Source organism: Actinoplanes sp. NPDC051537 (assembly GCF_055586105.1).
In genome coordinates this window covers 171,789-198,331 of sequence record NZ_JBVJIU010000009.1, presented here as the reverse complement: position 1 = coordinate 198,331, position 26,543 = coordinate 171,789, and the positions used below count along the sequence as shown (strand labels likewise).

The following is a 26,543-nucleotide window of genomic DNA, read 5'->3' as shown; positions in this document are numbered from 1 at the left end:
CAGTGCACGCCAGGCACGGGCCGTCGTCGTCGGCGAACTCGACGACAGGCAGTTCCGGCAGGCTGAGTCGAGGCGCGACGTGGTCGTCCGCGTCCGCCACCCAGGTTGTCGCCCATACGAGCCGACATCCGAAATGGAGATGCCCGGGGTGGACTGCGAAGTCCCTCCCCGGGCAAACGATCAACTGATGGTGACGCGATCGATGTCGGGCGCCCAGTCCGAGGGGTTGGCGAACGTGATCGTGTTCGCCGTTCCGGGCGCCGCGGTGACGGTGATCTGGACCGCCGCGACGGTGTTCCAACCACCTGTGGCCGGGAACGCCACGGAGGTCGCCACGCCGCCGTTGATCTGGACGGTGGCATTGCGGGCTACGGCGCTGGCGTAGTAGACGGTGAGTGTCTTCGTCCCGCCGCCGGCGCCGCTGACTCCGTTGACGGTCAGCTTGCCGCCGTTGCCGACATAGCCGACCTTGGCACTGCCCGAGCAGCCGGTGCAGGACACGACCACGGCGGTGCCGGCCAGGGTGTTGCCGGCCGCCTCGGCCTCGTAGCTGGTGGGCGTCGTGGCCGCGCTGGTGGTGACGGTGATTGATGGTGAGGCTGCGGATACGTTGCCGGCCGCGTCGTACGCCTTCACCGTGTAGGTGTACGCCGTCGACGCGGTCAACCCGGTGTCGGTGTAGCTCGTCGCGGTCGACGTGCCGACCTGGGTGCCACCGCGCAGAATCCGGTACCCGGTGACTCCCACGTTGTCCGTGGATGCCGTCCACGACAGCGCCACCGTGGTCGCCGTGTGGCTCCCCGACACCAGCCCGGACGGCGCGCTGGGTGCCGCCGTATCGGTGCCGGCGCCGCTGGTGGACAGGGTGATGGACGACGACGGCGCGGATACGTTGCCGGCCGCGTCGTACGCCGCCACCTGGTAGGTGTACGACGTCGACGCCACCAGTCCGGTGTCGGTGTAGCTGGTTCCGGCCGACGTGCCCACCACCGTGCCGTTGCGCAGCACCTGGTAGCCGGTCACGCCGACGTTGTCGGTGGCCGCGTTCCACGTCAACGCGATCGAGCTCGCCGTGTGGCTGGGCGACGCGAGACCGTTCGGCGTCGCCGGTGCCGACGTGTCGGCGGAGCCGCTGCCGGTGGAGACTGCTGTCGACGGCGATGCCGCCGAGACGTTCCCGGCCGCGTCGAACGCCTTCACCGCGTACGTGTAGGTCGTGGATGCCGTCAGACCGGAATCGGTGTAGCTGGTTCCGGCCGACGTGCCCACCACCGTGCCGTTGCGCAGCACCTGGTAGCCGGTCACGCCCACGTTGTCCGTCGACGCGGTCCACGACAGCGCCACCGTGCTCGACGTGTGGCTCGGCGACGTCAGGCCGGTCGGTGTGCTCGGCGCGGTCGTGTCGCCGCCGCCCCCACCGCCCGTACCGACGGTCATCGAGCCGAGGCCCAGCCAGCCGTCCGCGTTCTGGGTCGCGTTGGCGAACCGCAGCTTCTTGGCGCCGGCGCTGGTCGCCTCCAGCGGGTTCCTGACCCGCATGACCAGCTGGTAGCTGCCACCGGCCACCGCCGACAGGTCGACGGCCGACTGGAAGTACTGCGGGTAGCCGTAGTCGAGGTAGGTCGGATCGGACCCCACACCCCAGTCCGGGAACGCGCGGATCTTCAACGGCATGACGGTACGCAGATCCCACGAGGTGTCCCACGTCTTGACCACGGTGCCGCTGCCGTTCTTCAGCCCGAGAGTGACCGCCCAGGGGTAGTAGAACGGCGCCACTCCATCGTTGGTCATCTGAACACCGACATTGGCCGTACCACTTGCGGTGTCTTTGAAGTAGGAATTCTTGACACTGAGGTTGTAACCCATCAGCCGCACCGCGTCGGCGACATGGGGATCGGTCGGCGAGTAGGCCAGGCTGCCCTGGTTGATCTTCCAGGTGGTGTGCTCGAGCTCGATGCAGGCCTTGATGTTGTCGACCGACCCGGATCCGTTCGGCCAGGACGAGAACGCCGACGTCTGGATCTCCGGTCGGACCTCACCGCCCATCGAGTCGGTGATCCACTTGTTCTCGGTGCCCTCATTGAGGTCGAGCTGCAGCTGGGCGTATGACGCGCCGCCGAGGGACTGCGGGAGTGTGACCCCGGCCGGCGGACTGCCCTCCCGGTAGCAGAACGAGTCGTCGTGGTAGCCGATGTCGAGGTTGTTCGCCGCACCGCCGCCGGACGTGGGGTAGCGCACCTCGAGCTTCGTCTTCTGAAACGCGTTGTCGTACGCCTGGATGATCTGTGCCGCGTGCGCGTCGGTCGGCATGTAGTTCGGGAGGCCGTCGCCGGTGTCGGTGTCGTACGGCCAGGTGTGCCATTCGCCCCACAGCCCCACGATGCCCAGGTTGATGAACCCGATGCGGGGGTCACCGTCATAGCGGGCGCCGTACGCGGCGATGAAGTTGCTTACGGCATTGAGCAGGTACGCGCTGTCGTAGTCGGGGCTGGTCGTGCCCCAGCTCGCGTTCGTGCGGTAGGTGACATGCCCGTCGAAGCAGTGCGGTATGGCGTTGGCCGGGTGCGAGCCGGTGCCGCCGGGGTACTCCATGTAGAAGCGAATCGCCGCCTGGTTGCCGTACGTCGCGATCTCGTTGAGCGCGGCGTCGAGAACGCTCCAGTTGTAGGTGTTGCAGTTGGCCGAGTCGGTCATGACCTCGGACAGGCCGAAGTAGCTCCACGTCAACGAATGGGGGAAGCCGTTGTTCTCCTCGCCGCCGGGTGCGTAGTAGTCGGCGAAGCCTTTCAACGGGTTGTCCAGCGCGCCGGGCGCCGAGGTGAGGGCGTGGACCTGCAGGGACGGGTCGGGGGTTGCCGGCGCCGCGGGACGGGCCGGCACGCCGTGGGGGACCACGGTGAACGCGGCGGCCGGGTTCGCGGGCAGGACCGCGACGGCGGTGCCGAGGGCAGCGGCGCTTACCGCAAGCAATGCCGCCAGGCCACGCCGGGATGGACGAATGCGCATGGAAGCCAGCTCCTTGGGGATGAGGGGCAGACGGGGGTACGGGGTGGATCGGCCGGCCGGCTCTGCGTTCAGGTGATCCAGGCCCGGCCGACGGTCGGCGAGCCGTCCACGGTGCGCGGGGCGGCGGCACCCGGGAGCGGTGCGGTCATCGCGGTGGACTCCTCATGACTGTGTCGCTCGCAATACGATGAGGTGTTGACAAAATTACGAAGGACCTCAGCATTATTAGGGCGCTGGCCGCCCAGTGGCAAGAGTCACAAGGGGACCGGAGTCAATCGGGCAAGGCGGCCGGTGACGACACTGATCGGCCGGGCCTCGGACCGTGGCACGGCGCCGAGTCAGGCGGTTCCGCCGGCGGCCAACGCCCCGCTTCTCCGTGACCGGCTATCGCCTGCTGAAGGTCTCGCTTCGGGAATGCCCCGGAATGGGACGCATCAGGTGCTGCGGTCCCGTCAATGCGGAGTCGACGGCGAACCGCAGTCAGGGTCAGGTCAACCGGCCGAAATTCCATTTCGGCGGCGAAAAGAGATCAACGCCTCAATCGCGGCGAAGCCGACCTTTCCGCGACGAGCGCGACCCGACCTGATGTCGGCAGATTCGCCCGGTGGCCGCCCAGCAGGCGGCGGCCCAGCACTACGCCGCCCAGCAGGCCGCGTACGGCGGCGCACCGCAGTCAGGCGTTCACCTCGAGCCGGGCGCCAGCGTGCTGAGCCGACATCCGAGTCAGAACGGTACGGGGCCGCTGCCGGTGAGGGTCATCAGGATCTGCGTCGCGAGCAGCTTTCGGACGCCGGTGACGGAGACCGACCCGATCTGGTCGTACGGCAGTTCCAACGAAAGCCCCTCACCCGCGTTGCGGACGTCCACGCTGTTCTGGTCCGGACGGAACGTGCCGCCCCAGCCCTCGATACCTCCGCGCTGATTGGTGCTGAGCGAAGCCATGCCGGACACCTGGGTGCCGCCGGCGAGGGTCAGCCTCGCCGGACCGGAGTACGTGGTCATGTGCTCAACCGTAGCTGGGACGCCCGCGGCGGTGCGGCCCACCCACAGGTGACCTGGCGCTGAACGGAGGTTCTCGGGCACGAGCCGGTGCCGAACGGCGAAGCCGGGAACTCAGGAAACGTTGCGATTATAGGGTCGCACCTGCCCCGGAAGAGCGCCCTTCTCCTCGGTGCCGTAGCTGATGATCCGCCGGGCCCGGACCCGGATGATGGGGTCGCCGCTGCCGTAGGCCGAGTCGGACGGCTTCTCGATCGCCTCGGCGGTGCCGCGGATCTCCAGGCAGCGCACCTTCCACGGGCTGATCGAGGGCAGGTCGTCGACGACGAACGCGACCTGCCCGTTCGCGGCGACGTTGCCGTATTTGCGGCTCGACGGCAGGTTGTGGCCGCCGATGTCGATCGTGCCGAGGACATGGTTGTAGCGGAACCCGACCGGGCTGTTCTGCAGGGTGCCGTCGGGGCGCAGGGTGGCCAGGCGTCCCAGCGACTGCTCGTCGAGGTAGGCGATCTCCGACTCGGTGAAGGTCATTTCGACAGGCTGCAAGTTGAACCTGAGTCGAAGTCAAGGGGCCGCGCGGAGCTGGCTCAGCCACTCGATGCCGAGCCGGTGGCCGTCGGGGAACTGGTCGTCGCGATCCCAGCGCCACGTGGTGATCATCGCCAGCATGAGGGTCCGGCAGTCGCGGAGCAGGTGCTCATCGACGCCCGGGTAGTGGCCGGCGACCTCGTCGGGCGCGTGGGCCAGGTCGAACTCGATCGGTCCCCGGCAGCACGTCTCGAAGTCGATGAAGAGCGGGCCGGTCGCGGTGGCGAGCAGGTTGCCCGGGTGCGGTTCGCCGTGCAGGAGTTGCTCGGGCCGGCCGCCGGCGCTGACCGCCCGGCGCAGGCGGTCCAGCGTGCCGGCGAGAAAGGCCCGGTCCGCGTCGGTCAGCTTCGGCGTCCGGGCGGGATCGGCCACGAGCGCCTGGGCCTCGGACACCCGGTCCGTGAAGTGCGGGGTGGGCAGGTCGATCCGGCGCATCCCGGCGTGCAGGCGCGCGAGCGCTCCGGCGTACTCCGCGGGTGGGATCGTCGGCGTAGTCACCGGTTCGTAGTACGTCCACAGGGTGACCTGGAAGTCGTCCCGGACGAAGACCTCGGGGGCGATCAGCGCGGCCACCGGGCTTCCGGCCTCGGCCAGGCGCCGGGCGATATCCACTTCAAACGGGACGCCCTGATGCGCCGCCGGCGCCACCCGGGCCAGCACGTCGCCGGGCCGCAGACGCAGGGTGAGCTTGTTCGAGTTGTGCAGGACGACGGCGTCGTGGGCGGTCAGGCCCAGCGACGAGGCGATCGACATGGCTGCCTGTGTCGCCCGCTGGGCCTCGTCCGCCTGCATCAAAGCAATCTACCTGGACGAAGAACGGGTGAGGAAAGGCTTCCAGGCGGCCCGGTCGGCGACGATCAGGACCAGCGCGACGACCGCCCAGGCCGCCCCCTCGTACCACTCCTGGCGGGACAGGTCGGCGCCGCGGTAGCCGAGGTCGGTCATCGTCAGGAAGCCCTGGGCGTTGTGGAACAGCAGAACCAGCAGGACGCTGCCGCCGGTCCGGTTGAACAGCCAGACGTACACGAAGGTGATGACGAACGTGGTGATCAGGCCGGCCGGGCCGATGTCGCCGAGCAGCGGCAGGTGCCAGAGGGCGACCAGGACGCCGAGGACGGCGGCGGAGGCGAGCGGGGACAGGTCACGCTGCAGCCGGGGCACCGCGAACCCGCGCCACGCCGGCTCCTCGGCCATCGGGCCGTCGAGGGGGTTGACCAGGCGCACGAGGAACGCCAGCGCGAAACTGCCCCACCCCAGGCCCGTCCACGATGGATCGGGCGCGCTGTTGAGCGCCGACACCCCGAAGCGCAGCGCCACCGGGAGCAGCAGCGCGAAAGCGTAGAAGTACCACGGCACCCGCCACCGGATCATCCGCCGGCCGAGGTCGCGGAAGCCCGCCCGGCCGTCCGCGACGGCGATGACGATCAGCGCCGCCAGCAGCGCCCCGACCGCGTTGAAGGCCTGCCGCGGCCACACGTCCATCCGATACAACGGCCAGGACCACCAGGCGAGCACGTACGCGAGGACGAAGAAGCTGGTCAGCCGGTGTCGCGCGATCCAGTCGGCGATGCCCGTCCGCGTGCTCGGGCGCGGGCCACGGTGTTCCGGCATGTCCTGGATGACCCGAGTCTTCATGGTGACGCTCCTCGCGCGGCGGGGGATTGATCCGACTCCCCTCACGGTTTCAGCGCGGACGGCACGCCGGAAGCCGGTGCGCTGGCGGACGGGACGGCCGGTTTTCTGGTGTACGGCGCACCGCCGCCCCACATGCCAGAAAACCGCCTTACGGTCACCGTCGCCGGCGGCGAGCGTGGGATGCGTACCCCATCAATTCTCTTTCGGACAGGTGAATCCCATGTCGAAACGCACCGTCGTCGCGCTGACCGCCTTCGGCCTCCTGCTGCCCGTCGCCGCCTGCACGGGCGGCTCCACCACCTCCGAGAAGGTCGACTATCAGATCGACGAACCGGTCACCGCTCTGGTCATCGGGGCGCGCGCGGCCGGCGTCGAGATCAAGACCGGGAACGGCCCGGTGACCGTCACCGAGGAGTACCGCTACTCCAAGGGCAAGCCGGCCACCGCCCATCAGGTCGAGGGCGCCACGTTGCGGCTGACCGAGTCTGGTTGCGACGACGACGACGCCCGGTGCGAGGTCCGCTACCGCATCCGGGTGCCGGCGGCGATGTCGGTGGAGATCACCGCGCACGCCGGCGCGGTCGACGTCGACGGCCTGGCCGGGGCGATGCACGTCAGCACCGAGGCCGGCGCGGTCGAGGGCCGGGCTCTCACCAGCGACGAGGTGACCGTGAAGACCGAGGCGGGCGCCACCTCGCTCGAGTTCGTCGAGGCGCCGGCGCTGATCCGCACCACCAGCAACGTGGGCGCCGTCGAACTGCGGGTGCCGCGCTCCGAGGCGTACGCGGTCGACGTTCACACCGGAGTCGGCGGCGGCAGTGTGAGCGTGACCAAGGACCCCGCCTCGGCGCACCGCATCGAGGTGCGCTCGGAGGTCGGGACGGTGTCGGTCGAGCCGCTGTCGTAGCGCGCCGTCGTGGCGTCTAGCCTGCGCACATGGCGCAGCTGCGGGGCAAGACCGTCCTCATCGCCGGGGCGTCGACCGGCATCGGCCGCGAGGTGGCCCTCCAGGCGGCCCGGCGCGGCGCGGCGGCCGTGGTCGTCACCGCCCGCCGCGCGGACCTCCTGGACACCCTCGCCGAACAGATTCGATCCCTGGGCGTCCGCTGTTGTGTCACGCCGGTCGACGCCACCGACGCGGCCGCGGTCGAGGCCTCGCTGGCCGCCGCCGAGGCCGACACCGGCCCGATCGACGTCGCTCTGCTGAACATCGGCGCCGGCCCGGACTGCCATCTCGCGACCGCCACCGCCGAGCAGATCACCGCCGTCATGCGCATGAACTACGACGTGACGGTGAACTACCTGGCGCCGCTGACCGCTCGGATGCGGGGGCGGGGAGGGCTCATTGCCCACACCAACTCGCTGGCCGGCCTGATCGGCGTACCCATGCAGGGCCCGTATTCGGCCGCCAAGGCCGCCGCCCGCATCCTGCTCGACACCTACCGCACCGAACTGCGCGGCAGCGGCATCCGGTTCCTCGCCATCTACCCCGGTTTCGTGGCCACCGACCGGACGCGCGACGACGGCATCCCGGCCCCGTTCGAGATCACCACCGAGCAGTGCGCCGCCCGCGTGATCCGCGCCCTCGAGTCCGGCCGCAACGACATCGCCTTCCCGTGGCCGACGGCCACGCTGACCCGAGCCATGCGACTTCTGCCCAAACCACTGGCCTCCCGCATCATGCTCAGCTTCGTCCCGGCGGGCTGGCTGAACGGGGAGGGGCCGCCAAAAGACGTCTGACGTCAGGCGAGCGCGAGCAGCCATTCGGCGTTCAGGACGACGTCGTCCCAGCGGTCCCGGGTGGCGCAATAGCCGATCGAACCAAGACCGATGTGGATCCGGTACGCGCGCAGCGCCGCCGGATCCGGGTTCCAGCGCCGCCCGATCGCCGCCTCGATGTCGACCGCGAACCACTGCGGGTGCCATCCCCAGCAGTACAGCAGCCAGGCGGCGTCGTAGAGCGGATCCCCGAAGCTGGCGCTGCCCCAGTCCAGGACGCCCGAGATCCGGTCACCCTGGACCAGCACGTTCCGCTCGAGCAGGTCGTCGTGGATCATGCGGCGCTCGTCCGGCAGGCCCGGCGCGAGCCGGCGCAGCGTGGCCAGGCCCCGTTCGAACGGCTCCAGGCCGACGTCGGACGCGGCCAGGGCGGCCTTCCAGCCCGGCACTCGCGGCGTCTCGTGTTCGGCCGCGAGCAGGTATTCCGGCCAGGAGCGGAAGGGAGCCGTCCGGGTCTGATCCCAGACGCCGTAGCCACGGCCGCCGATCTCGATCCGGCCGATGGCATCCATGACGTCGAACAGGTCGGGCAGGACGGCTTCGAGGGCGCCCGCGTCGAGATGGTCGAGCGCCGTGCCGGTCAACCGCTCCGAGAGGGCGTACGCCCACCCGCCGGCCTCGCCGCGGACGGTGACCGCCGGCACCGGCAGCACGCCCCGCACGGCCGCGCCGACCGCCTCGTCCTTAGCGAAGTCCCCGCCGTGCCGGCTGACCCGCAGCACCATGGCCCGCCCACCGACGGTCAGCGCGTACGCCGTGGACCAGGCCCCGGCCGCCAGCCGCTCCGGCGCGCCCGCTTCGCCGAGCACGGCCCGGGCGACCCAGCCGGCCACCTGATCGGGATGATCCATCCGACCACGGTAGCCGGAAGGGCCGCACGCGCGAGGGCAGGTGCTCAGCGCAAACCGGCCGATCAGGTGTGGCTCTTCCAGAACAGCCGCTCGGAGCGGTCCGGGTCGTCGACGATCCGGCAGGTGGCGTCGATCCACATCGTGGCCCGCGTTCCGAGCGTGTAGGCAGGCCATCGCGGCACGTGCGCGGCGGTGGGCCGGCCGTAGCGGGCGAATCCGGCCCACAGCTCGCTCATGTGTCGTGCGGTCGCCCGTTTGCCCGGCAACTGGCCGGCGCCGACGTTGGCGAACTTCATCGGGATGTCCGAGGCGTGCGGCGAGCCGAGCGGGAAGTTGGTGCCGGGCACCACGGTCGGGTCCGGGTAGGCGAGCTGGTACATGAACACGGGCGCGGCGTGCTGGGCCGCCTTGGCCTCGGCGATCTTGATGGCGTCGCGCCAGATCGGCGACGTGGTGATGGCGAAGTAGAGCTGGGCCGGGGTGGCCGTGGGCCGTGACCGGTGGAAGGTCCGGATGATGCGGTCGAGCTCGGCGCCCTGGTATGTGCTGGCGAGCGCCGCGCGCAGGCCGGCCTCGTCGATGGTGAAGATGTCCGGCGGCCCGAAGAGGCTGAAGAACACCGTCTCGTCGCGGCAGGTGCCGACCATCAGCGGCTTGCCGGCCGAGAACGGCGCGGGGCCGCCGGCGAACGGGTGCCGCGGGATCACGTGGCCGTCCACGAACGCCCCGAAGCCGGGCAGCGGGCCGGGATCGCCCCACGGCGCCTCCCCGTTGGCGGCCTCGGACTGCTGGATCTCGAGCAGCCGCGCGGCCGGAATCTCGTACAGGCGCGGAATCTCGGCCTTGGTCAGACCCAGCAGGGAGAGGGTCCGCTCGGCGCGGGCGGTGGCGCCGTCGCGGGTGGCGAACCGCAGCGGCGCGGCGCTTTCGATCGAGGCCTTGTGGAACAGGGGCGCGGCGGCCGGCATGGTGTAGACGGCCGCGGTCTTGGCGCCGCCGCCGCTCTCGCCCCAGACCATGATGTTGCCGGGATCGCCGCCGAAGTTCTCGATGTTCTCCCGCGTCCAGCGCAGCGCGGCGAGGATGTCCAGCATGCCCGGGTTGGCGGGGTGGTCGCCGCGGGCGAGGTCGCCGAGGAAGAGGTAGCCGAGCAGGCCGAGCCGGTGGTTCGACTCGACCACGACCACGTCGTGGAGCCGGGCCAGATGGGTGCCGTCCTGACCGGTGGCCGAGCCCGAGCCGATCATGTAGCCGCCGCCGTGGTTGTAGAACATCACCGGGCGCCGCCGGTGGTCGGCGGCGGGGGTCCAGACGTTGAGGTAGAGGCAGTCCTCGGACGGCGCCGGCATGCGGTTGCCGGGCCCCATCTCGGCGCCGGGCGCCTGGAACGCCGGGTGGGGGAAATCCACCGCGTCGCGTACGCCGGACCAGCTCTTCGGGGGCGCCGGCGCGGTGAATCGGAGCCGGCCGAGGGGCGGTGTGGCGTAGGGGACGCCGAGGAACTTGAGGATGCCGTCCACGCGCCGGCCGCGTACCCGGCCGTACCGGGTTCTCGCCTCGTCGGTCCGGACGGCGGTGCCGTTCGCTCGGGCCGGCGACGGCAGGCTCAGCGCGGCGGCCGCGGAGAGCGACCCGCCGATCAGAGCGCGGCGGCTCATGCCTGACTTGGCCATGGGATCTCCTCCTGGGGAGTCGGGCCGGGAACAACGGAGGCCACTTCCTCGGGTCGCAGCTTCAGGGCGCCGGCGGCGGCCGAGTCGCGGGCCGTCTCCACGCGGGTGGCGCCGACCACCGGATCGGCGCCGATCCCGGCCGAGAGCAACCAGGCGAGCGCCACCCGCGCGGCCGAGACACCACGGGACCGGGCGATGCGTTCCACGGCCGCGGACGAATGCGTCCCGGAGCCGCCGAGAGGCGAGTACGCGAGGAAGCGGACGCCGGTCCGCTGGCATTCGTGAAGCACGTCGATGCCGCCCGGCGAATACAGCGACAGACGGTTCTCGACGGCGTCGATCGCGTAGTGCGGGCGGATGCGCCGCAGGTGATCGACGGTGACGTTCGAGATGCCGATGGCGGCGATCTTGCCCGCGCGGCGCAGCTCGTCGAGGGCGCCGACGCTCTCGGCAATGTCGACGGCGGGGTCGGGCCAGTGCAGCAGGTACAGATCGATGGTCTCGCGGCCGAGCGCCCGCAGGCTCCGGTCGCAGTCGGCGCGCAGCGCCTCCGGCCGGCCGTCCACGCCCCACGTGCCCGGGCCGCTCCGGAAGTGGCCGCCCTTGCTGATCACTCGGCCGCGGGTCCCGAGGACGCGGCCGAGCAGCTCCTCGTTGTGCGATTCCACGGAATCCGGCGTGTAGGCCCGCGCCGTGTCGAACTCGTCGATGCCGCTCGACCACGCCGCCTCGATCACCGCGGCGGCCGTGCCGTCCGGGATGTCGTTCAACGAGAAGGCGGCGCAGCCGAGGACGATCGCCACGAGGAGCTCCTTCCCAGCGGAGGGTCAGGGACGCAGGACGGTGATCTCGTAGGTGCCGCCGCACACGTTCAGCCGGGCGTAACCGCCGGCGGCCGGCGCGTGGACGATCCGGCCGTCGACCAGGATCGTGCTGTGCCTGCTCGCCGGGACCGCGATGGTGCCGCTGGTCGAGCGGGGCGCGGTCACGCGCAGGTCGAAGCGGTGGCCGGTCGACGACCAGCCGGCGGTGATGTCGCCGTACCTGGTGGGCACGACGCCCCGGGCCCAGGCCAGCTTTCCGGGCCGGGGCTGGACGGTCCAGGTGGCGTAGCCGGCGCCGGCCGGGCTGACGCCGAGGACCTGCTGGGTGAGCTGGACGGTGGGGGAGGCGGCCCATCCATGGGCCAGGCTGGCGGTCGTACGGTTGACGCCGCCGTCGTTGTTCTTGAACTCCCACAGACCGCCGGTGTAGAGCGGGTTGCCCGGGTCGACCATCGGCCCCCAGGTGCGCCGCATCAGGGCCAGCGCGCCGTCGACGTCGTCGACCGCGAACCGGCCGGCGGTCTCCATGCCGTTGCCGAAGGGCTCGATCGTGTGCCCGGTCGGGTCCTGCAGACCGGGACCCAGGATCGCGCCGTACGGCGTCCAGAGTGTCTTCAGCGCGGCCAGCACGCTCGCACGCCGGTCGGCGGGGACGAAGCCGTACTGCAGCGCGAGGGCGTTCGCGTCTTCGACCAGCACGTCGGGGTGGTCGGTGCTCTGCCCGTACGCGCCCAAGGTGGGGTTCCACAGCGTGGCGTTCACCGCGGTCCTGATGGCGTCGGCGGTGGCGTCGTAGCCGGTGGCCGCGTCGGCCGAGCCGACGGCGCGTTCGAGCCAGGCCATCTCGCGCAGCAGGATGTAGTGGTCGATCGAGTACTTGGTGACCTGACCGGTCTGGGTGGCCTGCCAGAAGTCCCGGTCGTTGGAGGCCACCAGGTGGCCGGCGGTCAGGAACGTGTTGTTGTACGCCAGCTCGCGTCGCAGGCTCGGCAGCAGCGTCAGGATGTAGTCGCGATCGCCGGTGTAGCGGAAGTAGTCGATCGCGGCCCGGGCGCCGTAGCCGGAGTAGTTGTCGGAGTAGAACAGCGGCGACCCGGCGGGCGAGGTGCGCTTGGCGAAGTCGGGGGAGCCGGGCAGCGCCCCGTCGGCCCGCTGGGTGGCGAACAGCGCGTCGAGCGAGGACCGCAGATAGGCGGCGCCGACGTCGCCGAGCGTGCTGAGGATCGTCGGTCCCTGCACGAGCAGGTCGCCGGTCCAGATGCTGCGGTCGCGCTTGGCGCCGTCGTAGATGCGCGCGTCGGGCAGCCCGTTGAGGCCGGGCAGTTTCATGTCGAGCTGCAGCGTGTAGGCGCCGGCGTACCACATCCGGTTGAGCTGGTCGTCGCTGGACAGGAACCAGCCGCGGTAGTCACGCGCGGTGGCCCGGTAGGCCTGGAAGTCGACGCCGAGCCCGGCGAGCGCGACGGTGCCGGGCGTGGTCAGGGTGAGCAGGATGAACCGGAAGCCGCCGTGGAAGCCGCCGGCGATCCGGCCGGGCGCGGTGACCGGAAGCGTGTCGGGGCCGCCGACGCCGGCGAGGCCGCGGGACTCGTCGGACGCGGGGGCGCCGGGGGACGTGGCGACGGCGGCGCCGGCGGCGACCGCCTGGTCGAGCGGACGGTCCAGGTCGGCGGTGCGTGCGGTGGGGTCGAAGCCGATGACCGTACGGGTCTGGGCGCCGCCGAAGGTGATGGCGTTGCCGACCTCGAGGCCGGCGGTGGCGGCGACCGTCACCCGGGTGGCGCCGGCCGGGGCGTCCACGGTCGTGGTGGTGGCCGCCGGCCGGCGCAGGAACTGCCGGGCCTCGCCGGTCACCAGCGACAGCGTCACGGGTCCGCCGACGCTCGCGACGTCCAGGTAGGGCGTGCCGGCGATGTCCTTGCCGAAGTCGAGGACGACCGAGGCGGGCGTCTGGCCGGCCACGGTGGTGAGGGTGGCCGGCCGGCCGTGGCCACGGACCAGCGCGCCGGGATGCGACACCTGGCCGCGCCCCTCGGCGCCGACGGGCGTGACCTGGGCCGTCGCGGGGCCGAGGACGTAGGACTGCCAGGGGCGGGTCGACGCCGAGGCGGCCGCCGGCGTGGTGGCGAGGCCGGTGGCCAGCACCAGCCCGGCGGCGAGCGGGGAGAACGAGGCGAGACGGTGCATGCCGTTCCTCTCTCGGAAAGCGCTTGTAACGTTTCATCGATAGGCTCGAAAGCGTGAGAAACGTTTCCCACATGTTTCCCCGACGATAGGCATCGACGGAGATGGGGGTCAAGGGGTGTAGGAGGATTGCCGGTAGTCAGCCGTGAATAACGTTATTCAAAAGGAGCCGCGGACGTACGCCGGACGACGAGCGTGGGGGAGAGCTTGACCTGGACGGTCCGGCGGTCGCGGTCGGTGATCCGGTCGACCAGCAGGCGGGCCGCGTTCGCGCCCATCTGCCGGCCGTCCTGGTCGACGCTGGTCAGCGAGATCGGGCCGAACGCGGCGAGGGCGCTGTTGTCGTAGCCGACCACCGAGATGCCGGCGGGCACGGACAGGCCGGCCTCGGCGACCGCTTCGAGGGCGCCGAGGGCGACGACGTCGGCGCCGGCGAAGATCGCGGTGGGCCGGACCGGCCGGGCGAGCAGCTGCTGGGCGCCGAGGTAGCCGCCCTCGTGCGTGTAGCTGGTGGAGGCGATGTCGATCTCGTCCGCCAGGCCGCGGGCGCGCATCGCCTCCCGGTAGCCGTTGGCCCGCTGGGCGTTGGGCATCTCCAGCAGGCGTACGGGATCGGTCTCGTGATGTTCGATGTGGGCGATGCGGCGGTGGCCCAGCTCGGCGAGGTGGTCGACGATCAGCGCGGCGCCTCCGATGTCGTCGTCGTTGACCGTGTCGTAGGTGGCCGAGGAGCCGTGGCGGCCGACGACGACGGTGGGCACGGTGCGCGCGACCGCGTCGAGGCGGGTCTTGGACGACACCGGCGCGATGAGGACCAGGCCGTCCATGCTGCGGTCGATCATCGCCTCGATGACCCGGGCCTCCTCCTTCTCGCCGTTGCAGCCGGGCGCGAGCAGCACCTGGTAGTCGCTGCCGCCGAGCTGGGCGGTGATGCCGTCGAGGATGTCGGCGAAGAACAGGTTGCGCAGCTCGGGCAACATCACCCCGATGGTGTACGTCTGCCCGCGCAACCCTCGTGCGGCGGCCGACGGGCGGTAGCCGAGCTCGGTGATGGCCTGTTGCACCTTGGCCCGCATGGCCGGGCTGGCGCCGTACGCGTTGCGCAGCACCTTGGAGACCGCGGTGGTCGACACCTGAGCGTGCCGCGCGACGTCGACGATCGTGATCCGCCGGGGCGCTGGTTTCGGCACCGGGACTCCTCCGTGCTCGGGCGATCGGGCTGGCTGGCATGAGCGTACTGATCAGGCGGCGTTCTCGGCATCTCCTGGTAAACGTTACACAGTTTGAGCCTTGACGTTGCTCGGCTGCCGCCCCTATGGTCGGCGAAACACGATGGAAAACGTTACCCACGCCACACGGTCGGCTGGGACGTGCCGGGCCCCTCGCGCAGCTTCTCGCGGGCCGCCCGGACGCACGACATGAAACGCTTCAACGAAGTGGGTTCCCCGTGACGATCGATACGAAAGCCCCACCCGCGGCCCGGGTCGCGCCGGCCACACGCTCGCGACGCCGGACCGCTCCGCCCTGGTGGTTCGTCGTTCCCGCCATACTGCTGTTCGCGTTCGTGGTGCTGGTGCCCAGCGCCCGCGGCGTCTACTACGCCTTCACCGACTGGGACGGCCTCGACCCCTCGTTCTCCTTCGTCGGCCTGCGCAACTTCGCCGACATGCTCGACGACCCGACCGCGCGGCAGGCGATCTGGCACACGATCCTGCTCGCGGTCGCCATCACCGTGATCCAGAACGGGATCGGGCTGCTGCTCGCCCTCGGCGTCAACACGATGATCAAGACCCGGAACGTCCTGCGGGTGCTGCTGTTCGCCCCGGCCGTGGTCACCCCGATCGTCACCGCGTACCTGTGGCGCAACCTGCTCGGCCCGGACGGCGCGGTCAACAGCCTGCTCGGCGCCGCCGGCCTGCGCTCGTGGCAGCAGGACTGGCTCGGCGACCCGCATCTGGCGCTGTGGATGATCGTGCTGGTCATCGTCTGGCAGTTCGCCGGATACTCGATGGTGATCTTCCTGGCCGGCCTCCAGTCGATCCCGCGGGAGATCTACGAGGCCGCCGCGCTCGATGGCACCGGCCCGTTCCGCCGGTTCTGGTACGTGGTCCGCCCGCTGCTCGCGCCCGCCATCACGATCAACCTGATGTTGTCGATCATCGGCGGGATCAAGCTCTTCGACCAGGTCTACGCGCTCACCGGCGGCGGCCCCGGGCACGCGACCGACACCATCTCCACCCTGATCTACAAGGACGCGTTCACGCTCGGCGAGTTCGGCTACAGCATCGCCCTGGCCGTCGTGCTGACCGTCATCGTCGCGATCGCCTCGGCCGGCCAGTACACGGTGCTGTCCCGCAACGAGAGGGCGGCGTCGTGAACCGCTACACCAAGCGCACCTTCCTGCTCGAACTGGCGATGGCCGCCGTCGCGATCGTCTTCGCCTTCCCGGTGTACGTGCTGGTCAACCTCGCCCTGCGCCCCTCGTCGGACACCTCGTCGCCGATCCACCCGACCACGGCGCCGACGTGGGCGAACTTCGGCCAGGCCTGGCAGCAGGGCGGCCTCGGCGGCGCCCTGATCAACAGCCTCGTGGTCACCGCGGTCAGCGTGCTGATCATCCTGGCCGTGTCGTCGCTGGCGGCCTATCCGCTGGCCCGGTCGACCGCACACTGGTCCCGCGGCACGTTCCTGCTGATCATGCTCGGGCTGATCCTGCCGTTCCAGCTCGCCTCGCTGCCGCTCTACCAGACGATCCGCGACCTGGGGCTGCTCGGCTCGGTGTGGGCGCTGGTGCTGTTCTACGCCGGCCTCCAGGTCCCGTTCACCACGTTCCTCTACGTCGGCTTCCTGCGGGCGCTGCCCCGCGACTTCGAGGACGCCGCCGCCATCGACGGCTGCACCTCACTCGAGAGCTTCCGCTACGTCGTCCTCCCGATGCTCAAGCCGATCACGGTGACCGCGCTGGTCCTGAACGCGGTGAGCGTGTGGAACGACTTCTTCACCCCGCTGCTCTACCTCAGCGGCAGCACCAACCAGACGATGCCGGTCGCCATCGCCGGCTTCTTCGGACAGTACGTCTCCGACTGGAACCTCGTCTTCGCCGCCCTGCTGATCAGCATCGTGCCGGTTCTGGCGGTCTACCTCGCCCTGCAACGCAGCATCATCAACGGCTTCGCCGGCGGACTCAAGGGATGACACCGCACCTCCGACAAAGGACAAACTGATGAGAAAACTCGCGTTCGTCGCCGCATTGACCACCGTCACCCTCGCCGCCGCCTGCAGCGGTGGCACCAACGCCACCTCCGGCAAGAGCGACAACAAGACGCTGACCATCGCCTCGGTCGACCAGGGTTCGATCGAGAAGGTGGTCGACGCGTTCAAGGCCGCCAACCCGGGCGTCACCGTCAACCTCACGACCGCCGGCGCCGACCAGTACCAGCAGCAGATCCGCACCCAGCTGGCGTCCGGGACGGCGCCGGACGTGATGACCGTCTGGCCCGGCAACGGCAACCCCGGCGCCACCTACGTGCTGGCCAAGCCGGGCTATCTGCTCGACCTCTCCGATCAGCCGTGGGCGTCGCAGCTGCCCGACTCGTTCAAGACCGTCGCCCAGTACGACGGCAAGACGTACAACGCGCTGTTCGGCCTCAACGGCATCGGCGCCGTCTACAACGACGACGCCATGAAGAAGGCCGGCCTCACCCCACCCGGCACCTGGACCGAGCTGCTGAGCTTCTGCAAGGCCGCCGCCGGCAAGGGGACTCCCGCGTACGCGCTCGGCATCCAGGACAACTGGGTAACCCAACTCGTCCTGTACGCGCTGGTCGCCACCACGGTCTTCGGACCGGACAAGGACTTCGCCACCAAGATGGCCGCCGGCCAGGCCACCTTCGCGAGTTCGCCGTGGACCACCGCGATGGCCAAGTACCAGGAGATGAACAAGGCCGGCTGCTTCCAGAAGAACCCGCTCGGCACCAGCTACGAGGCCAGCCAGACGCTCGCCGCCACCGGCAAGACGCTCGGCATCGTGCAGGGCAACTGGGTCGTCGCCCTGCTCAAGGGCAAGAACCCGGGCGGCAGCTTCAGCATGCGGGCCCTGCCGGCCACCGACGACCCGGCCGGCTTCCTGATGCCCGCCGCGGCCGGCGCCGGCTACGGGGTGAACGCCAAGGCCAAGAACAAGGAGCTGGCGCTGAAGTTCATCACCTTCGTCATGTCGCCCGCGGGCATGAAAGCCTTCAACGAGGCCCAGGGCAGCCTGCCCACCCTCGCCGGCGCCGGCACCACCGTCGACCCGGGCCTGACCGAGCTGACGACGTACGTCAAGGACAACAAGACGGTGCCGTTCATGGACCAGCTGTGGCCGAACGCGAAGGTCCAGCAGACCATGCTGAGCGGCCTGCAGGAGATCTTCAGCAACCAGTCCACCCCGGACAAGGTGCTCGCCGCCATGGATCAGGACTACAAGGCCGGATCCTGAATCCACGCGGGTGCTGACCGCGCTGCGCGACACCGGGATGACGGCGCTGGTCACCCTGCACCACTTCACGCTGCCGCGCTGGTTCGCCGCCCGCGGAGGATGGCTGGCGCCGGACGCGATCCCGACGTTCACCGACGGCGGCGACTGGCTCGGCGTGCAGTACTACCGCCAACAGTGCGTCGACCCGGGCTCACCCACCCGGTTCGGGACGCCGCCACCGGGCCACCGGCTGACCCAGATGGGCTGGGCCGTGTACCTGCACTGGTCCGCCTTCGACAACTTCGAGTGGAGCGAGGCGCTGCCTCCGGCCCGGCGTGAGATCAGGAACTCGCGCTGGGGGGTCCTGACAAGCCCTCCCAGTAACCCCTCCCGGAGGGCTTTCATGGGTGAGGCGGCGTCCCCCGGTGAAGTTGGTGAGGTTGATCTGTGCGTCAGGTGACGGTCATAAGACGTGAGCCCGCTGCCACGGTGGCTCCCGCGCGCCGGTTGTTGCCGGTGTTGCTGGTGATGCTGGTGGTGTTCGGGCCGATCTCGATGGACCTGTACCTTCCGGTGCTTCCCGCCCTGACCGTGGAGCTCGGCGCGGTGCCCTCGGCGGCGCAGCTGACGATGACGACGTGCCTGATCGGGCTGGCCGCGGGGCAGCTGATCGCCGGGCCGCTGTCGGACCGGTTCGGCCGGCGTCGGATCCTGATCGCCGGGATCGCGGCGTACATCGTCACGTCCCTGCTGTGTGCGCTGAGCCCGACGATCGAGCTGCTCGTGCTCGCCCGGCTGGTGCAGGGCCTCGCCGGCGGCGCCGGCATCGTCATCGCCTCGGCCGCCGGGCGCGACGTGTACTCCGGCCCCCGCCTGATCCGCTTCTACGGCCGGCTGACCGTGATGGGCAGCAGCGCGGCGATCGTCGGCCCGCTGCTGGGCGGGCAGCTCGCGCGGCTCACCGACTGGCGGGGGCTGTTCGTGGCTCTCGCCGCGATCGGCGCCTTCCTCTTCGCGGTGACGCTGGCCGCGTTCCCCGAAACCCTCGCAGGCGCTCACCGCACGACGGGTGGCCTGGCCCAGACCGGCCGCGACTTCCGGGTCCTGATCGGTGACCGGGTCTTCGTCGGCGCGGTACTGAACCTGGGCCTGGTGTTCGCCGCGCTGTTCGCCTACCTGGCCGGGGCGACGTACGTCCTGCAGGGCCACTACGGGCTCTCCCCGCAGCAGTACTCGTACGCGTTCGGCCTCAACTCGGCCGGATCGGTGGTGTTCGGATTCCTCGCCGCCCGTGCCGCCGAGCGGTGGAGCCTGCGCGGCACCCTGTACGCCGGCCTGGCGACGGCCGCGACCGGCGCGCTCGGCCTCCTGCTGGCCGGGCTCGTCGACGTACCCGTCGTGGTCGTCCTCGCCTCGTTGTTCGCGCTGGCCAGTGGCGGGTCGATCACCAGCACGCCGTCGACCACCCTGGCCCTGGCCGAGTATCCGCGGATGGCCGGAACCGCCTCCTCGCTGCTCGGCGTGGTGCGGTATGGGTTCGGCGGCATCGCCGCGCCGCTGGTCGGCATCGCCGGCGCCGGCGCCATCCTGCCCCTGGGGATCGTCACCACCGTCTGCGTCGCCCTGGCCGCCATCACCTTCGCGACCCTGGCAAGTACCACCTGACCCCTCTGTCCGTTCATCACCCGACCACGAGGACAACGTCATGCGAGCAACCATCATTCACGGCCCCGGCGACGTACGCGTCGAGGAGCGCGACAAGCCCGCGATCCAGGAGCCGACCGACGCGATCATCAAGGTGGTGGCCGCCTGCGTGTGCGGGTCGGACCTGTGGGCCTACCGCGGCGCCGAGAACGTCAAGGAGCCGACCGCGATGGGGCACGAGTACGTCGGCGTCGTCGAGGCCGTCGGCCAGGCCGTCACCGGCATCGAGCCCGGCCAGTTCGTGGTCGGCTCGTTCTTCGCCTCCGACAACACCTGCGAGATCTGCCGGGCCGGCTACCAGTCGGGCTGCGTCCACCGGCAGGGCGTCCGCGGCGCCCAGGCCGAATACCTGCGGGTTCCGCTGGCCGACGGCACGCTGGTGGCCACGCCGGAGCACCCGTCCCCGGGGCAGATCGCCTCGGTGCTGGCCGCCTCCGATGTGCTCGGCACCGGCTGGTTCGCCGCCGTCGCCGCCCAGGCCGGCCCGGGCAGGACCGTGGCGGTCGTCGGCGACGGGGCCGTCGGGCTGCTCGGCATCCTGTCGGCCCGGCAGCTCGGCGCCGAGCGGATCATCGCGATGTCCCGGCACGCCGACCGGCAGGCCCTGGCCCGCGAGTACGGCGCGACCGACATCGTCACCGAACGCGGCGACGACGGCGTGGCCAAGGTCAAGGAGCTGACCGGCGGGCTCGGCGCGCACTCGGTCATCGAGGCGGTCGGCACCCAGGAGTCGATGATGCAGGCCATCCGCGCGACCCGGCCCGGCGGTCACGTCGGCTACGTCGGCGTCTCGCACGGTGTCGAGCTCGACGGCCGGGAGCTCTTCTTCTCCCACGTCCACCTGCACGGCGGACCCGCACCCGTACGCGAATATCTCCCGCATCTGATCGACCTGATCCTGCGGGGCACCATCGACCCGGGCCGGGTCTTCGATCTCGAGCTGCCCCTCGACCAGGCCGCCGAGGCCTACCGGGCGATGGACGAGCGCCGCGCCATCAAGGTCCTCCTGCGTCCCTGACGAGAACACCCGAGCCGAGGCGCGATGAGCGAGGCTGCACGACCTCATGTTCTCGTCGCGCCGCTCGAGGTCAGGAGCATCTTCCCGCGTGATCGTCGGCTTCGGCCCGCCCACCCGGTCTACTCCCGGGCCGGGCAGACGCGCAGCGGTGGCGGGGCCGGGATGCGGGCCGGCGGGGAGCAGTCGAACCGCTGGTCGATCAGCGCCCGGACCTCGGGGGACGACCGGTCGAGATTGAACCAGCCGGTCTGCAGGACCAGGTATCTGGCGTCGCTGTCCTCGGTCAGGCAGCGCATGTTGTCGGCGTAGCTGGGGCGGGTGCGCATCCGCGGGGTGCCGGCCGCGCGCTGCAACCACAGCGGTGACGGGTATCGGCAGCTTGTCGGGTTGCCCATGCCGTGGTTGACGGTGCCGTAGGTCAGGTACAGCACGTGGCTGTCCGGGCCGAGCCGTTTGCTGAGGGCGACCAGGGCCGCGTCGGACGAGCGGCCCACGCGGACCTGGTAGTCGTAGGTGGCGAACGTGTACGGGAAGCCCGGCAGCACGGGCGGCAGCAGCGCGAAGCAGAGCGCGAGCACGCCGACGGGCCACGGCACCGGCACCTTCGACCGGTCGGCGAGGAACCAGGCGGCGATCGCCAGGACAAGAGCGCCGAGCTCGTACGCCCAGACCACCGGCCCGGCGTGGGCCAGGCGCCAGGAGGCGGGCTGGTGCAGCAGCACGAGGCTGAGGACGGTGACGAGCACCGTGGCGGCGGCCAGCGGCAACCGGACGCCGGGGCAGAGCGCGAAGGCGGCGCCGCACACGCCGGCGGCGAGCACGACGGTCGACGCGAAGTGGTAGTTGAAGAACTCGCCCTGCCCGTACGCCGGAGCCAGCGACAACGCGCCCGCGACGACGGCGATCAGCAGGCCCGTCCACAGCCGGCGGCCCGGCTCGCGGCGGACGATCGCCACCGCCGCGGCCGGCGCCAGCGCCACGACCGGGCTGAGCACCGCCAGATCACCGACGGAGAAGCGCAACTTGCGCAGGTCGTCGAGGTGGATCCCCTGCGGCCGGCTGTGCACGAGGTTCGCCAGGTCGCTCAGCCAGGTCCACTCCCACGGCTGGAAGTGCTTGGTCAGCACGTACCAGAGCGCGACGAAGATGACCGTGGACAGCGCCGTCCACGCGGCGCGGCGCCGGTCGAGCACGAAGATGACGATCAGGGCGATCAGCGCGATCGGGAAGGTGGACGCCTTGACCGCCACGACCAGTGTCGCGGCCGGGCCGGCCAGCAGCGCGCCGAGCCACGGTTGCCGGGGCGCGAGCGCGGCGCCGATGGTCAGCACGGCGAGGAGGGCGGCGACCCAGTCGGGCTCGAGGAAGTGCCAGGGCGGCGCGATGAGCAGCGCCAGGCCGGTGGCGGCCGCGATCCCGGCCGCCGTCCGCGGTCCGGCGAAGCGCCGGACACCGAGGAACAGCACGGCGATGACGGCGACGATCACGACGTACGTCTCGATCCGGATCACCAGGTTCGCCGCGTTCGACGACGTTCCCCCGACGACCACGATCCGGCCCTTGTCGAGCACGGCCATCAGCAGTTTGTAGGCGAGCGGCCGGGAGACGAAGATGTCCCAGATGCTGACGCCGCCCCGGCCGGCCGTCTCGATGCCGCCGAGGGCGTAGCGCACATCGCCGTTCAGATCCGGCCGGGCGGCCACGGTGATCGCGGCCAGGGCTGCGAGCGCGGCCGTCGCCGCGCCGACCGTCCGCGCCGTTCTCCCGTGCAACGTGTTCATCAGACTCTCTCGGTGACGAGGTGATCGAGACGAGGTTAGCGGCCATGGCACCCTCCGTGACCCCGGCGTCACCGAAAGATCATCCCAGGTGAGGGCGCATCGTGGCCATCCACGAATTCGGGCAAGCCACGCGGTCCACCCAGGTAGCCTTTGACCTGGGGATCTGTGACGCGTGGGAGGCGATGGCCGTGGGCCCCGGGAGGGTTGCGGAACGGCCGGAGGAGCTCCCGGTACGCCGAGGTCTCTGGGTGTACGCGATCACGGTGGTCGCGGTCGCGCTGGCCATCGTGCCGATCGCCGGCCACCGCCTGGCCGTTCACCCGAACCTGATCATCGCGTTCTTCGTCCTCATGGCGTCGGCCGATCTGCTGACCGCCCATCTGCTGGTGCAGCAGTTCCTGGCCGACGGCCGGCCGGCGACGCTGGGCCTCTCGTCGGCGTACCTCTACTCCAGCATGATGATGGTGCCGTACGCCGTCGTCTTCACCGGGATCCAGAGCTCGGGCGCCGGCTCGGACTGGGCCGAGGTCTGCTCGCCGTGGCTTTCTCTGCTCGTCTTCTGGGGTTTCCCGGTGCTGGTGGCCGCGCAACAGGGCATCGTCGCGGCGCTCCCGGCCCGGTTGCGCGAGCGGGCCCGGCGCCGGCGGCGGCTCGCCGCCGCGGTCGTGGCCGCCGCCGTGCTCGCGCTGGTGGTCGCGGTGACCGGCCTCGTCGTCGGCGCCCCGGACCGGCTGCCCCGGCTCTATCAGAGCGGTACCCAGACCCCGGCCGGTCGATGGATGGTGTGGGTGGCTCTCCTGGCGACGGCGAGCGGTGTGCTGGTGGTGACCAGGGGCCTGCGCCGCCGGCCACCGGTGGAGCGGTGGGTGGTGGTGGCGATCAGCTCCTCCCTGGCCGGCGCGATCCTGTACCTGGCCGCCCCGCACCGCTACACGCTCGGCTTCTACGCGGCCCGGGTGGCCCTGCTGGTCTCCTCCGGCGTGGTGCTGGTGGCCCTGCTCGCCGAAACCGCCAGTCTCTATCGCCGGCTCTCGGGAGCCCATCAGGATCTCGACCGGGCGCACCGCGAACTGAGCCGCCGGGCCGCGGACCTGGAGGCCGCGGGCAACTGGAAGAGCGACGTCATCGCCACGCTCACCCACGAGATCAACCAGCCTCTCGCCGTGATCTCGGCCTACTCCGAGGAACTGACTCAGGAATGGGCCACCATCACCGAGGACGAACGGCGCGCCGCCGTCCAGGCGCTGGGCGACCGGGTCGACCAGTTGCTCGACATGGCCGCGCACCTGCTCGTGCTCTGTCGCGCCGAGCCGGGCGAGATCCATGCCCAGCCCGTCGCCCTGCCGGTCGAGCAGGCGCTGACCCGGGTCACCGACAACCTGACCAAGCAGGCTCGTACGCGAGTGAGCGTCAGCTGCTGCCCGCCCGGCGCGGCCGTGTGGGCCGACCCGGTGCACACGCACGAGGTGCTGACGAACTTCGTCACGAACGCGGTCAAGTACAGCCCCGGCGACATCCACGTGTCGGCGGCCCTCGACGACACCGGCAACGAGGTCAGGTTCGCCGTCACCGACGAGGGCAACGGCGTGCCACCGGACTTCGTCGCCCACCTGTTCGACCGCTTCACCCAGGCCGCGAAGCCGTGCGGAGAGAGGACCGGCGCCGGTTTCGGGCTGTACCTGTCCAAGCTGCTCGCCGAGGCCAATCAGGGACAGGTCTGGTACGAGGACGTCGTCCCGCACGGCAGCCGCTTCGTGCTGCGCCTGCCCCGCGCCCAGCGGAGCCCCGGAACACCGGCGTCGCCGGCCCTGGCCCACCGAGAGCGCTGACCGCCGCGATCAGGGGACGACCACCACGCCGCCGCGCACGCCGCCCCGGGCCAGCCGGTCGTGGGCGGCCGCCGCCTCGGCGAAGGGGTACACGCCGGCGACCCGGAGCGGGATGTCGCCGCTCGTGACGAGCTTGACCAGGTCGCTCAGCCGGGAGCCGTCCGGCGTCACCTCCAGTGCGAACGTCCGGATTCCGCGGACCGGTTCCGGGCGAAGCGGAGGCGACGCCGCCACGTAGCCGCCGCCGTCCCGGATGAGATCCAGCAGCGCGGAGCCGATCACCGCGAGGTCGATGACCGCGTCGAACGTCCCCGCCGGCTCGTCGGCGCGGGACCGGAAGCGTGCGCCGAGCGACTCGACGAACTCGCGGTCGCCGTCGCCGGCCAGTCCCGTGGCGTGCAGGCCGGTCGCCCGGGCCAGCGCCAGGACGAACCCGCCGACCTGGCCGGCGGCGCCGGTGACGAGCACGGTCGAGCCCGCCGGGAGCGCGAGCAGGTCGAGGGCCTGGGCGGCGGCGAGGCCGTTGGTCGGCAGGGTCGCCGCCTCGGTGGCCGGGACGCCGTGCGGCGCGGCGGTGAGCCCGGCGGCGTCGAGCACCACGTACTCGGCGTGGGCGCCGACCGTGGTCTGCAGCCAGGGCGAGAAGCCGATGACCGGGTCGCCGACCGTGAACTCGCCGACCGAGGGGCCGACCTCGTCCACGGTGCCGGCCACGTCCCACCCCGGCGTGTAGGGCAGGGCGGTCGGCAGCGGCGCCGGGAACCGGCCGGCGCGGACCATCAGGTCGACCGGGTGCACGACGGACGCGGCGACCCGCACCCGCACCTGCCCCGGTCCGGGCTCGGGCACCGGCACGTCGGCCACGTGCAGGACCTCCGGGCCGCCGAACTGTGCATACCTGACTGCGCGCATCGTCGTCTCCTTCATCGGACCGCTTGATCATCACGAACGTACAAATCGAGGGCACCAGAAGTAAGTAGGTACCGTAAAGTGCCTAGGGAACCCGAAGGAGGGCGCGATGGCGACAACGACCGCAGCGGAACGCCGTGAGCAGGCCAAACGTGACTACGACGCCTTCCTGAACGGCTGTCCGACCCGTGAGCTGCTGTCCCGGCTCACCGACAAATGGGTCGCCCTGGTGATCCCGGCGCTCGCCGGCGGCCCGCAGCGGCACGGCGAGCTCGCCCACCGGATCGCCGGCGTCAGCCAGAAGATGCTGACCCAGACCCTGCGAACGCTGGAGCGGGACGGCCTGATCACCCGCACGGTGACCGCCTCGGTGCCGGTCCGGGTCGACTACGCGCTCACCCCGCTCGGCCACGAGCTGTTCCCGGTCATGGTGGCGATCAAGGACTGGGCGGAGACGCACATGGACCGCGTCTTCGAGGCCCGCGCGGATTTCGACGCCCGCTCCTGAAAAACGCATCCCGCCGGGCGACCGGCTCGTTGATCACGGCGTGGATCTTCGCCTCGGAACGTCGCTACCCACGCTGCCGGCACCGACGGCCCGGTGGTGGGGGAGTGTGCTCGCGGCGCTGGGCGGCGCGGCGGCCGCTCTTCTCGCCACGCCGGCCAGCTGGAGCGATTACCCCGCGGGCCATCAGGGCCCGGCTCAGCTGACGCCGTACCCGCCGATGTTGCCGGTTCTGATCGCGGTGATCGCCGTTGCCGGGGTGGCCGGCGCCGTAAAGGTGGCCGCGGCGCGCGTCGCGGCGGTGGCGGCCGGGCTCGCCGCCCTCCAGGTGGGCGGCATCGCCGTGGTCGCCCACCGCGACTGGTGGAACTTCGCCGGGGCGGACGGCGCGAGCCACGAACGGGCGGCCACCGGATCGTCGGCGGCCGTGATCCTGGGCGCGGTGGCGGCCGCCGCCGTCGTGGTCAGTGTGCTGCTGTACCGCACCGGACGGGGTGGGCAGCGACCGCGGACGGCTCAGGTCGTCGGCAGCATCCCCGCGAGCGCGGCGGTCGCCGTCCTGGTGCCGGCTCTGCTGTGCGCGCACTGGAACTACACGAGCGCCACGGCCGCCGGCCAGTTCACGCTCTGGTGGTCGCTGCCCTGGGGCGCCGGGATTCTCGCGGCGGGAACGTTGCGGGACTCCGGCGCCCGGCAGGCGGCGATGATGAGCGTGCTGGCTTCCGCCACCCTGGCGCTGCTCTGCGTCGCCGCCCCGATCGTGCACGGATTCGGCGTACGCCTGCCTGATTGATCTTGA

The 26,543-nt window shown here is 71.1% G+C and carries 23 protein-coding genes; 11 read left to right on the top strand and 12 right to left on the bottom strand.

Annotated elements, in window-relative coordinates; all coding sequences use genetic code 11:
* Positions 1–180: 180 nt before the first annotated feature.
* The 5 genes from ACZ6TB_RS23350 to ACZ6TB_RS23330 all read right to left on the bottom strand — a co-directional run bounded on the left by ACZ6TB_RS23350 (position 181) and on the right by ACZ6TB_RS23330 (position 6,228).
* On the bottom strand, positions 181–3,006 hold the full coding sequence (locus ACZ6TB_RS23350) for a fibronectin type III domain-containing protein (RefSeq protein WP_465556867.1): 2,826 nt from the start codon (positions 3,004–3,006) through the stop codon (positions 181–183).
* 723 nt (positions 3,007–3,729) lie between these two features.
* On the bottom strand, positions 3,730–4,008 hold the full coding sequence (locus tag ACZ6TB_RS23345) for a hypothetical protein (protein WP_465556865.1): 279 nt from the start codon (positions 4,006–4,008) through the stop codon (positions 3,730–3,732).
* 111 nt (positions 4,009–4,119) lie between these two features.
* On the bottom strand, positions 4,120–4,536 hold the full coding sequence (locus tag ACZ6TB_RS23340) for a PPOX class F420-dependent oxidoreductase (RefSeq protein ID WP_465556863.1): 417 nt from the start codon (positions 4,534–4,536) through the stop codon (positions 4,120–4,122).
* A 33-nt stretch (positions 4,537–4,569) separates the two neighbouring features.
* Complete coding sequence (locus tag ACZ6TB_RS23335; protein ID WP_465556861.1) at positions 4,570–5,385, bottom strand: phosphotransferase enzyme family protein; 816 nt, start codon at positions 5,383–5,385, stop codon at positions 4,570–4,572.
* Positions 5,386–5,394: 9 nt separating this feature from the next.
* Positions 5,395–6,228, bottom strand: a complete 834-nt coding sequence (locus ACZ6TB_RS23330) for a CPBP family intramembrane glutamic endopeptidase (protein ID WP_465556859.1) — start codon at positions 6,226–6,228, stop codon at positions 5,395–5,397.
* 220 nt (positions 6,229–6,448) lie between these two features.
* Here ACZ6TB_RS23330 and ACZ6TB_RS23325 point away from each other — a divergent pair, with 220 nt between their 5' ends.
* Together ACZ6TB_RS23325 and ACZ6TB_RS23320 are read left to right on the top strand one after the other, a co-directional pair.
* Positions 6,449–7,135: a DUF4097 family beta strand repeat-containing protein gene (locus tag ACZ6TB_RS23325; protein ID WP_465556857.1), complete on the top strand. Its 687-nt coding sequence runs from the start codon at positions 6,449–6,451 to the stop codon at positions 7,133–7,135.
* Between the two features lie 29 nt (positions 7,136–7,164).
* Entirely contained in the window at positions 7,165–7,968 is an 804-nt protein-coding gene (locus tag ACZ6TB_RS23320) for an SDR family NAD(P)-dependent oxidoreductase (RefSeq protein ID WP_465556855.1), read from the top strand.
* 2 nt (positions 7,969–7,970) lie between these two features.
* Here the strand turns inward: ACZ6TB_RS23320 and ACZ6TB_RS23315 are convergent, their stop codons facing one another.
* The 5 genes from ACZ6TB_RS23315 to ACZ6TB_RS23295 form a co-directional block, all read right to left on the bottom strand.
* Entirely contained in the window at positions 7,971–8,858 is an 888-nt protein-coding gene (locus tag ACZ6TB_RS23315; protein ID WP_465556853.1) for a phosphotransferase family protein, read from the bottom strand.
* A gap of 62 nt (positions 8,859–8,920) precedes the next feature.
* Positions 8,921–10,531 (bottom strand): carboxylesterase/lipase family protein, encoded by a 1,611-nt coding sequence (locus tag ACZ6TB_RS23310; protein ID WP_465556851.1) that lies wholly within the window; start codon positions 10,529–10,531, stop codon positions 8,921–8,923.
* Complete coding sequence (locus ACZ6TB_RS23305; RefSeq protein WP_465556849.1) at positions 10,513–11,334, bottom strand: aldo/keto reductase; 822 nt, start codon at positions 11,332–11,334, stop codon at positions 10,513–10,515. The genes ACZ6TB_RS23310 and ACZ6TB_RS23305 overlap by 19 nt, the downstream gene beginning before the upstream one ends.
* 24 nt (positions 11,335–11,358) lie before the next feature.
* Complete coding sequence (locus tag ACZ6TB_RS23300) at positions 11,359–13,542, bottom strand: alpha-L-rhamnosidase C-terminal domain-containing protein (protein WP_465556847.1); 2,184 nt, start codon at positions 13,540–13,542, stop codon at positions 11,359–11,361.
* 152 nt (positions 13,543–13,694) lie between these two features.
* Positions 13,695–14,729, bottom strand: coding sequence for a LacI family DNA-binding transcriptional regulator (locus ACZ6TB_RS23295; RefSeq protein WP_465556845.1), 1,035 nt, complete (start codon positions 14,727–14,729; stop codon positions 13,695–13,697).
* 257 nt (positions 14,730–14,986) lie between these two features.
* On the opposite strand from ACZ6TB_RS23295, the gene ACZ6TB_RS23290 reads away from it, so the two are divergent.
* From ACZ6TB_RS23290 to ACZ6TB_RS23265, 6 genes are read left to right on the top strand one after another with little or no spacing between them, the layout of a single operon-like run.
* Positions 14,987–15,916 carry a carbohydrate ABC transporter permease gene (locus ACZ6TB_RS23290; RefSeq protein WP_465556843.1) on the top strand — a complete coding sequence of 310 codons (930 nt, stop codon included), beginning with the start codon at positions 14,987–14,989 and terminating at the stop codon, positions 15,914–15,916.
* Complete coding sequence (locus ACZ6TB_RS23285; protein ID WP_465556841.1) at positions 15,913–16,734, top strand: carbohydrate ABC transporter permease; 822 nt, start codon at positions 15,913–15,915, stop codon at positions 16,732–16,734. Before ACZ6TB_RS23290 ends, ACZ6TB_RS23285 begins: the two co-directional genes overlap by 4 nt.
* Before the next feature lie 28 nt (positions 16,735–16,762).
* A complete protein-coding gene (locus ACZ6TB_RS23280; protein ID WP_465556839.1) occupies positions 16,763–18,019 on the top strand; it encodes an ABC transporter substrate-binding protein in 1,257 nt (418 codons plus the stop codon).
* A gap of 10 nt (positions 18,020–18,029) precedes the next feature.
* Positions 18,030–18,458, top strand: a complete 429-nt coding sequence (locus tag ACZ6TB_RS23275) for a hypothetical protein (protein WP_465556838.1) — start codon at positions 18,030–18,032, stop codon at positions 18,456–18,458.
* 29 nt (positions 18,459–18,487) lie between these two features.
* Entirely contained in the window at positions 18,488–19,663 is a 1,176-nt protein-coding gene (locus tag ACZ6TB_RS23270; protein WP_465556836.1) for a multidrug effflux MFS transporter, read from the top strand.
* 40 nt (positions 19,664–19,703) lie between these two features.
* Positions 19,704–20,720, top strand: coding sequence for a zinc-dependent alcohol dehydrogenase family protein (locus ACZ6TB_RS23265; RefSeq protein ID WP_465556834.1), 1,017 nt, complete (start codon positions 19,704–19,706; stop codon positions 20,718–20,720).
* Positions 20,721–20,839: 119 nt separating this feature from the next.
* On the opposite strand, the gene ACZ6TB_RS23260 is transcribed toward ACZ6TB_RS23265, so the two are convergent.
* Positions 20,840–22,501, bottom strand: a complete 1,662-nt coding sequence (locus ACZ6TB_RS23260) for a hypothetical protein (RefSeq protein WP_465556832.1) — start codon at positions 22,499–22,501, stop codon at positions 20,840–20,842.
* Positions 22,502–22,749: 248 nt separating this feature from the next.
* Between ACZ6TB_RS23260 and ACZ6TB_RS23255 the strand changes: the two genes are divergently transcribed.
* Complete coding sequence (locus ACZ6TB_RS23255; RefSeq protein WP_465556830.1) at positions 22,750–24,330, top strand: sensor histidine kinase; 1,581 nt, start codon at positions 22,750–22,752, stop codon at positions 24,328–24,330.
* A gap of 9 nt (positions 24,331–24,339) precedes the next feature.
* On the opposite strand, the gene ACZ6TB_RS23250 is transcribed toward ACZ6TB_RS23255, so the two are convergent.
* Positions 24,340–25,242 carry an NADP-dependent oxidoreductase gene (locus ACZ6TB_RS23250; RefSeq protein ID WP_465556828.1) on the bottom strand — a complete coding sequence of 301 codons (903 nt, stop codon included), beginning with the start codon at positions 25,240–25,242 and terminating at the stop codon, positions 24,340–24,342.
* 106 nt (positions 25,243–25,348) lie between these two features.
* Here ACZ6TB_RS23250 and ACZ6TB_RS23245 point away from each other — a divergent pair, with 106 nt between their 5' ends.
* Together ACZ6TB_RS23245 and ACZ6TB_RS23240 are read left to right on the top strand one after the other, a co-directional pair.
* Positions 25,349–25,747 (top strand): winged helix-turn-helix transcriptional regulator, encoded by a 399-nt coding sequence (locus ACZ6TB_RS23245; RefSeq protein WP_465556826.1) that lies wholly within the window; start codon positions 25,349–25,351, stop codon positions 25,745–25,747.
* 40 nt (positions 25,748–25,787) lie between these two features.
* A complete protein-coding gene (locus tag ACZ6TB_RS23240; protein WP_465556824.1) occupies positions 25,788–26,537 on the top strand; it encodes a hypothetical protein in 750 nt (249 codons plus the stop codon).
* The last annotated feature ends 6 nt before the right edge of the window (positions 26,538–26,543 follow it).

Bases quoted from the DNA above. Each gene is read 5' to 3' on its own strand.
- ACZ6TB_RS23300 (WP_465556847.1), bottom strand. From the start codon at position 13,542: ATGCACCGTCTCGCCTCGTTCTCCCCGCTCGCCGCCGGGCTGGTGCTG.
- ACZ6TB_RS23335 (WP_465556861.1), bottom strand. From the start codon at position 5,385: ATGCAGGCGGACGAGGCCCAGCGGGCGACACAGGCAGCCATGTCGATC.
- ACZ6TB_RS23310 (WP_465556851.1), bottom strand. From the start codon at position 10,531: ATGGCCAAGTCAGGCATGAGCCGCCGCGCTCTGATCGGCGGGTCGCTC.
- ACZ6TB_RS23260 (WP_465556832.1), bottom strand. From the start codon at position 22,501: ATGAACACGTTGCACGGGAGAACGGCGCGGACGGTCGGCGCGGCGACG.
- ACZ6TB_RS23320 (WP_465556855.1), top strand. From the start codon at position 7,165: ATGGCGCAGCTGCGGGGCAAGACCGTCCTCATCGCCGGGGCGTCGACC.
- ACZ6TB_RS23330 (WP_465556859.1), bottom strand. From the start codon at position 6,228: ATGAAGACTCGGGTCATCCAGGACATGCCGGAACACCGTGGCCCGCGC.
- ACZ6TB_RS23340 (WP_465556863.1), bottom strand. From the start codon at position 4,536: ATGACCTTCACCGAGTCGGAGATCGCCTACCTCGACGAGCAGTCGCTG.
- ACZ6TB_RS23245 (WP_465556826.1), top strand. From the start codon at position 25,349: ATGGCGACAACGACCGCAGCGGAACGCCGTGAGCAGGCCAAACGTGAC.
- ACZ6TB_RS23280 (WP_465556839.1), top strand. From the start codon at position 16,763: ATGAGAAAACTCGCGTTCGTCGCCGCATTGACCACCGTCACCCTCGCC.
- ACZ6TB_RS23350 (WP_465556867.1), bottom strand. From the start codon at position 3,006: ATGCGCATTCGTCCATCCCGGCGTGGCCTGGCGGCATTGCTTGCGGTA.
- ACZ6TB_RS23265 (WP_465556834.1), top strand. From the start codon at position 19,704: ATGCGAGCAACCATCATTCACGGCCCCGGCGACGTACGCGTCGAGGAG.
- ACZ6TB_RS23345 (WP_465556865.1), bottom strand. From the start codon at position 4,008: ATGACCACGTACTCCGGTCCGGCGAGGCTGACCCTCGCCGGCGGCACC.
- ACZ6TB_RS23325 (WP_465556857.1), top strand. From the start codon at position 6,449: ATGTCGAAACGCACCGTCGTCGCGCTGACCGCCTTCGGCCTCCTGCTG.
- ACZ6TB_RS23315 (WP_465556853.1), bottom strand. From the start codon at position 8,858: ATGGATCATCCCGATCAGGTGGCCGGCTGGGTCGCCCGGGCCGTGCTC.
- ACZ6TB_RS23250 (WP_465556828.1), bottom strand. From the start codon at position 25,242: ATGCGCGCAGTCAGGTATGCACAGTTCGGCGGCCCGGAGGTCCTGCAC.